General features: G+C 72.1%; 4 protein-coding genes. 2 read left to right on the top strand and 2 right to left on the bottom strand.

All coding sequences use genetic code 11. The annotated features are described in order from the left end of the window. A partial coding sequence (locus BA175_RS05595; protein WP_254667811.1) for a condensation domain-containing protein occupies nt 1-1,456 on the bottom strand: 1,456 nt, incomplete at its 3' end. Between the two features lie 70 nt (nt 1,457-1,526). Continuing rightward, nucleotides 1,527-3,500: an AMP-binding protein gene (locus BA175_RS05590; protein WP_069170073.1), complete on the bottom strand. Its 1,974-nt coding sequence runs from the start codon at nt 3,498-3,500 to the stop codon at nt 1,527-1,529. Nucleotides 3,501-3,824: 324 nt separating this feature from the next. Between BA175_RS05590 and BA175_RS05585 the strand changes: the two genes are divergently transcribed. After that, nucleotides 3,825-4,598 (top strand): thioesterase II family protein, encoded by a 774-nt coding sequence (locus BA175_RS05585; RefSeq protein ID WP_069170072.1) that lies wholly within the window; start codon nt 3,825-3,827, stop codon nt 4,596-4,598. Beyond that, the gene (locus BA175_RS05580) at nt 4,595-7,702 is read left to right on the top strand and encodes a condensation domain-containing protein (RefSeq protein WP_069170071.1); all 3,108 of its coding nucleotides are present in this window, start codon (nt 4,595-4,597) and stop codon (nt 7,700-7,702) included. Before BA175_RS05585 ends, BA175_RS05580 begins: the two co-directional genes overlap by 4 nt. Nucleotides 7,703-7,745: the final 43 nt, after the last annotated feature.

The raw sequence follows: 7,745 nt of genomic DNA, 5'->3' as shown, positions 1-7,745 counted from the left end.
CACCACCCAACCGATCAACCACCCCCTCCACCACACCCTCGACCCGACCAACCACCGAACCCACCAACGGCACACCCACCGACAACACACCCACCCGCTCACACTCACCCACCGACCGCACATCCACCTCGGCCAGCACCACATCCGGATCCCCCACCAACGCGGAGAGAGCGGCGTGGAAGCGGCCGGCGAGGAGGGCCGCGGTGTCGGCGGAGTACAGGTCGGTGTCGTAGCCGAGGAATCCGGTGATGCCGTCGTCGCCCTGCCAGAGGTACAGCTCGCAGTCGTTGCGGACGGTGGCGGGTGCCATCACGATCGGCCGGACGGGCAGGTCTCCCAGGCGGGCCTCGGGCGGCTGCGGCTGGAGCACGAAGAGCACGTCGAACAGGGCGGTGCCCCGTTGCCCTGCCTGTTCCGCGATGATCTCGATCGGCACATGGGCGCCGCTGTACGCGTCCAGACAGGTGTCCCGGACCGCATGGAGCACCTCACGGACTGTACGGGCACCGGTGGTGTCGGTGCGCAGCGCGAGCATGGTCGCAAGGGGGCCTATGGCGCCCGGCGCACGGTGGCGTTCGCGGGTGGCGATGGGGGATCCGACAGTGATGTCCGAGTGACCGGCCGTCCGCGCGAGAGCCAGGTGGAAGGCGGCGAGCAGCACCATGAAGGGGGTCATTCCGGTGCTGTCGGCCACGTCCTGGACGCGGCCCATCAGCTCGGCCTCCACGGTGACACCGACATGGTCGGAGCGGAAGCGCCTACTGCCCTGCCGGGGTCGGTCCGTGGGCAGCGAGAGCGGTGGGGCGTCCGCCAGGCGGTCCCGCCAGGCAGCGAGGTCGGCGGGGTCGGGGGTGGCGGGTACCGCGGGCAGCGCAGGGGCCGGGCCGAGGGGCCGGCCGGCGTACAGGGTGCCGAGTTCCGCGAGGAACACGCCCAGTGACCAGCCGTCGGCCACGATGTGGTGGGCGAGGAGCTGCATCCGGGCGGTTCCGTCGGCGAGGGTCCAGACGGCGACGCGCCACAGTGGGCCGGTCGCGAGGTTCATGGGGGCAGCGGCGCGGGCGTCCGCCTCGGCCCGCGCCCGGGCACGGCCGGCGTCGGTACCGAGCTCACCGAGGTCGGTGACCGTGAGGTCGGGTACGGCCTCGGCCTCGGGGGTGACGGCGCAGGCGGTCCGGTCCCCGTCGGGGAAGGTGGTGCGCAGCACGGCGTGCCGACGGGCAAGGGTGTGCAGGGCGGTGGCGAGGCGGTCGGTGTCGAGGGGGCCGTCGATCTCGGCGTCGAAGCGGAGGATGTTGGCGGCGGTGCCCGGGTGGATCTCCTCGAACAGCCGCAGCCCGAGCTGGATGGGACTGACCTGGGGGACTACGGGTGCGGTGGCGTCCGGTGTGCGGGCACGCCAGCGGGCGAGGAGGTCGCGGCCGAGGTCGGCGGGTACCTGAAGGTTGTCTGACACAGGCGTCGTCCTCCGTGTTGTCACCGGACGTGGTCCTCCGCTTGGTTGCCGGGCGTGGGCGTCTTGGGCCTCATTCGTGGGACATCAGGCTCCTGACGCGTTCCATCGCGTGGGCGTAGGGCACGTCGTGGTCGGCCCAGCGCTGGGCGAGGCGGGCGGTGAGCTCGCGGGGCGACTGGGCGCGGAGCACGTCCTCGACGCGGACCTGGAGGGTGAGGGCGTCCTCGGCCACGGCGGCGATCTCTGCCGCGCGCAGGGAGTCCCCGCCCATGGCGGCGAGGGTCTCGTCGGGTCCGCAGGAGGGGACCTGGCAGACGGCGGCGAAGATCGAGGAGAGGAAGAGGGTGAGGAGTTCCGTGTCCTCGGCCGGGGCGGTGACCGGTGTGGCGGTGACGGCGGTTCCTCTGAGGTCGCCCGCGAGGTGGCGGGTGCGGGCCAGGGAGTGCTGGACCTTTCCGCTGGTGGTACGGGGGATGGTGCGGGGCGGGCAGAGGACCACGGTGTGGACGCGGACGCCGGTGGCGGTGAGGACGCGGGTGCGGATGTCGGCGGCGAGTGCCGCAGTGTCATGGTCGTTGCCGGCGACCTCGACGGCGATGACGACTTCGTCGTCGGGTCCGCCGAAGGCGGCGGCGGTGGGCCGTACGGCGGGGTTGTCCTCGGTGGCGGCGGTACACAGGTCGTGGGCGTGGTGGTTGACGCCGTTCTGGATGAGGACGTCCTTGCGACGGCCGGTGACGGTGAGGTGTCCGCCGCGCAGCCGGCCGAGGTCGCCGGTGCGCAGATGACGGGTGCCGTCGAGTACGCCGAAGAGTTCGCTGTCGGGGGTCCCGGTGCTGTTCCAGTACCCGTTGCTGATGCTGGGGCCGCTGATCCAGATCTCGCCCTCGGCACCTTCGGGGACGGGTGTGCCGGTGGCGGGGTCGACCAGGGCGAGGAGATGTCCGTCGACGACGGGGCCGCAGTCGACGCGGCCGTCCTCGTCCACACCGCTGTCGGGCCCGGTCCAGTGGTGTCCGGTGACGATGAGGGTGGCTTCGGCCAGGCCGTAGCAGGGCAGGAACGCCTCGGGGCGGAAGCCGTGGGCGGCGAAGCGGTCGGCGAACCGGTGGAGGGTCGCGGGCCGGATCGGTTCGGCGCCGTTGAAGGCGAGCCGCCAGGTGCTCAGGTCCAGTCCGGTGAGGTCGGCGGTGGCGGCCCGCCGGTCGCACAGATCGTAGGCGAAATTGGGTCCGCCGGTGTGGGTGATGCCGAGTTCACTGATCTGCCGCAGCCAGGCGAGCGGATTCTTGAGGAAATGTACGGGGGACATCAGTCGCACCGGAAATGCACCGTGGACTGGCGTGAGGATGAATCCGATGAGCCCCATGTCGTGATAGGGAGGCAGCCAGGAAACGACGCGGGCGGTTTCGTCGAGCTGGAACACCTCGGTAATCGCCTTGATGTTGGCGAGAAGATTCCGGTGTTCCAGGACGACGCCTTTCGGCTGTCCCGTGCTGCCCGAGGTGTACTGGATGAGAGCGGGGTCCTCGGGTGCGGCGGCGGTGCGCAGGAGGTCCGCCAGGACCTCCGGGTCGGGATTCCCGTCGGCGGTCCCCCGTCCGTTGTCGGCGTCGTCGAGGGTGAGGACGCGGGGCATGTCCTCGGCGCTCATGCCGGCGGTGAACAGTTCCAGCACCGCCGGGTCCGCCAGCAGGGTGCCGGCCCGGGAGTCCTCGAGCATGCGGGTGAAGCGGGCCGCGATGCGGTCGGTGGAACCGAAGATAGGCGGGTAGGCGGGGACAGCGGGCACCCCGGCCAGGAAGCAGGCCCAGACGGCGACGACGAAGTCCAGGCCGGGCGGGTAGAGCAGCAGGGCGGGCCCGTTGCCGGTGTCGGCGCGCAGTCGCGGCGCCACACCGCTGGCTCGCACCAGCAGTTCCCGGTACGTGAGGCTGTCCACCCGCCCGTCGTCGTGCAGGTACTCGTAGGCCGTCTGGTCGCCGCGGGTGGCGGCGTGCGCGACGAGGGTGTGCACGAGCGTGGGGCGAGCGGGGCTCGACATCGGCGGACTCCATTCCCTCGGCCGCGGACGGCCCGGTGTCGGATCGGCGGAGCAGGAGAGCGCGGGGCTCGGTGACGGGACGGCATGACGGCGACACACTTCGGCGCCGACGCAATTAAAAGTGCGCTGTCTCTCACTCGGCTCTCACTTCCTTATCGCTCGCCTCTCAGTCGGGCACGGGGTCATTGAGTGCCCTCCGAGGGAACTGGTAGGGATGAGGTCGGCGGCATTTGATTGCACGCCGCGGTCCGGTCACAGATTCCGATCCGGTGCCGGTCCACCGCATTCCGCGTTCCGCGTTCGCCATCTCCGACGGAGGTAGAGGTGCGCCCGACCCGACTGAGTTCCCGTTGGTTCCGATCCTTCGGCGATGTCACCGATCCGGTCAGCGATGTGGTGTGCTTTCCGCATGCCGGGGGCAGCGCCGCGATGTTCCAGAACTGGCAGCGGTACACCTCGGAGCTGAAGATCACCGCGGTGCAGTTGCCGGGCCGGGAGGTACGCCTCGGGGAGCCCCCTTTCCTGGAGATGACGGCGCTCGTGGACGCCCTGGCGCCGGCGCTCGGACCGCTGACCCGGCGGCCGTACGCGTTCTACGGGCACAGCATGGGCGCGCTCGTCGCCTTCGAAGTGCTGCGGCGGTTCAGGGAACTGGAACTGCCGCTGCCCACCGCGCTGTTCGTGTCCGGGCGGGATGCCCCGCAGTACGGGGACCAGGAGCAGGTCCATCATCTGCCGGACGCGGAGCTGCTGGAGCGGCTGCGGGCCTGGGAGGGGATGGAACCGCAGGACCTCTCCACGTACGAGGAGCTGGTCACGCTGATGCTGCCCACCATCAGGGCCGATCTGACCCTGGCGGAGACCTATGCGTACGTGCCGGGGCCGCCGCTATCGGTGCCGGTGCGGGTGCTGCGCGGCAGACGGGACCCGCTGGTGCGGGACGGGGACGCGGGCTGGTCCCGGCAGACCTCGGCGGACTGTTCGGTTCACGAGTTCGACGGAGGTCATTTCTTCGTGCAGGACCACGAAAGGAGCGTTGTGACCCACATCGGGGCGGCGCTCGGTGTATCGGCCGCGAGGGAGGCGGGAACCCAGTGAGCAGTTCCTCGTACGCCGGAGGTACCGGCAGCGGCGAAGCCCGCGACTACAGCGACTACTTCGTGCTGCCGGCCGCGCCGGCGCAGCGCAGTCTGTGGTTCGTCTGCCAGCTGAACCCGTCGAGCAACTCCGCGTACAACGTGGTGAGCGCGGTGCGGCTGACCGGTGAGCTGGACGTCGTGCTGCTCCAGCAGGCGGTGAACGCGGTGGTGGGGCGGCACGAGAGTCTGCGCACCGGGGTCGGTCTGGTCGACGGTGATCCGCACCAGCTGGTGCTGCCGGAGGCCTTGGTGTCGCTGCCGGTGGTCGACTGCACGGGCCTGTCGCCCGCGGCGGCCGAGGCCCGGGTGCAGACGCTGGCCCGCGAGCAAGCGGCGGCGCCGTTCGCACTGGACTCGCCTCCGCTGCTGCGGCTGGTCCTCGTCCGGGAGGCCTCGGACCGGCACACGCTGATTGTGACGATTCATCACCTCGTGTGTGACAGCTGGTCCATGGACGTGTTCTACGGAGACCTGGCCGCCGCCTACCGCGGACTACGGGAGCAGGGTGAGGCTGGTCTCGGTGAGCTGTCGGTGCAGTACGCCGACTATGTCGGCTGGCTGGACCAGCAGTTGGCCGGGGACCGGATGGACCAGCTGATCGAGCACTGGCGGGCGGCGCTGGCCGGCACGACGCCACTGGAACTACCGGTGGACCGTCCCCGGGAGCTGGGGCGCGGCGGGGAAGGCGGCCGGGTGGAGGAGCGCCTGGACGGTGTGACGACCGCCGCGTTGGAGGAGCTGGCCAAGCGGTCCGGCGGGACGCTGTTCATGGTGCTGCTCACCGGCTTCATGGCGACACTGGCCCGGGTGACGGGACAGGAGGACGTGGTGGTGGGCACGCCGGTGGCGGGGCGGCACCATCCGGACGCTGAGCGACTGGTCGGGTTCTTCGCGAACACCCTCGTGCTACGTGCCCGTCTGCCACTGCTCGGCGGGTTCGGGACAGCGGCGGAGGTGGTGCGGGACACCTGTCTGAGCGCCTTCTCGCACGACCGGATGCCGTTCGACCGGCTGGTGCAGGAGATGCGGCAGACCCGCGCGCTGGAGCGCAACCCCCTCTTCGACGTGATGTTCTCCATGCCGAACACCCCGGCAGCGGAGGTGCGGTTGCCCGGACTGACCATGGCGCCGGTGGAACTGACGCGCACGGCGGCCAAGTTCGACCTGTGGCTGACGGTGCTGCCGGACGAGGACGGGCTGCGGCTGCAACTGGACTACGACAAGGGCCTGTACGACGAGGCGACGGCGGCCCGGATCGTGGAGCTGCACCGGCTGGTGCTGGCGGACGCGCTGCGGGACCCCGCGGTCCCGGTGGGGGCGCTCCCCCTGGCCGCTGACCCGGCCCCGGCACAGACGGCGGGCGGACAGGATACGGCCGGGGTCCCTGCGAGGGTGACCGTGGCGGAACTGCTCGCGGAGCGAGCGGCGGACAGCATGGTGCTGTCGTCGGCGGACGCCGTGCTGACGCTGGGCGAGTTGCGGGAGTGGGCCGCCGATCTGGCGGGTCGGCTGCGCGTCGAGGGCATCGCCGGGCCGGACATGCGGGTGACCACTCCCCCGGTGCCCTCGGCGGCTCTGGTCGCCGTCCTGCTCGCGGTGTTCGAGGTCGGCGCGGTGCCCGTGTACGGACAGCGGCACGAGCGGGCGGGGGCCTTCGTCCGGCGCGCCGAGGAGGAGGACGGCGGGTGGCTGATCACCACCGGTCCGCGGTTCGACCCGGTGGAGCACACCGGGGCGTCCGGGCCGGATGCGCCGGCCTGGTCGGCCCAGGACACGGATCTGGAGGGCGCCGGGGCGGCACTCACGCACGGGGCGCTGGCCGCCGCGGTGGCGGCTGTCGCGGACCGGCTGTCGGTGACCCCGGAGGACGACGTACTGCTGCTGGACGGCGGCGCCCCGCCGTCCCCGGTGGATCTGCTGATGCCCTTGGCGTACGCCCGCAGCCTGATGCTCTCCGGGGTGCAACTGGCTCCGGCCGCGCCGCCCGGCGCGTTCGTCCTGGCCGATCCGCCGACATGGCGGCGGGTGCTGACCGAGGGTTGGGAGCCTCCGCCGGGGGCACGGCTGGTGTGTGTCGGTGAGGTGCTGGCGCCCGATCTGGTGGACATGCTGACGCGGACCGGCCGCGTGGTGTTCCTGGGCCGCCCCGGCCCCAGGGCGACCTCGGCCCCGGTCGCGCTCGCCGCGCTGGACGAGGGGCGGGGGCGGCGGCTGGGACCGGCCCCCGCCGGTGTGGCACGCAGTGTGCTGGATGCGCTGGGCAGGCCCGTGGCCGCCGGCCTGGTCGGCGAGTTGTTCGTCGCCGACGGGACGGGTGCCGCGGTGCCGGTGGGGCTGCGGTGCCGCCGGGCCGGGGACGGGGCCCTGGAGGTGGTCGGGCCCGGTGAGGGCCGGCTCTTCGCCGGGGACCGTGCCGTACCGGCGGCGGCCGTCGAGAAGGTGCTCACCGGGTTCCCCGGGGTGGCGGCCTCGGCGGTGACCACCGACGCCGAGCGGAGCCGGCTGGTCGCCTGGCTGGTGCCGGACGGCACGGTCGCGGCGGGTACCGAGGCGGAACGCGAGGCGTTCACCGCCGACGTACGGGGCCGGGCCCGCTCCGCACTGCCCGGCTACCGGGTACCCGCGGTCTTCGGGGTCCTGGACGAACTGCCCCTGGCCCCCGGCGGCGGTACCGACCGGGGTGCCCTGCCGGAACCGCCCGCGCAGGCCCCGCGCGACCCGGTGGCGCAGGTGCCGCCCCGCAACGGGGTGGAGCGCCGTGTGCTGTCCCTCTTCCAGGACGTGCTCGGGCTGTCGGTGGTCGGTGTGCACGCCGACTTCTTCGGTCTCGGCGGGCACTCCCTGCTCGCCGCGAAGATGCTGAGCCGCGTCCGGGCCGAGTTCGGTCTCCAGGTGCCGGTGCGCGACTTCTTCCGACTGCCGACCCCGGCCGGGCTGGCCGCGGCCATCGAGCAACTCGAACGGGCCCGCGACCGCCGGCCGACCGCCGACGAGGCGCTGCTCGCCCAGCTCGCCGGGATGTCCGACGACGAGGTCGACCAGCTCCTTCGCCATCTGAACTGACCGGGACATCCGGACCGGTCATCCGACACACCACGAGGAGCCC

This window comes from Streptomyces griseus, from assembly GCF_001715295.1.
Taxonomy (GTDB): Bacteria; Actinomycetota; Actinomycetes; order Streptomycetales; family Streptomycetaceae; genus Streptomyces; species Streptomyces griseus_G.
The sequence above is the reverse complement of the archived record's forward strand: the minus strand, read 5'-3'. Positions and strand labels throughout refer to the sequence as shown.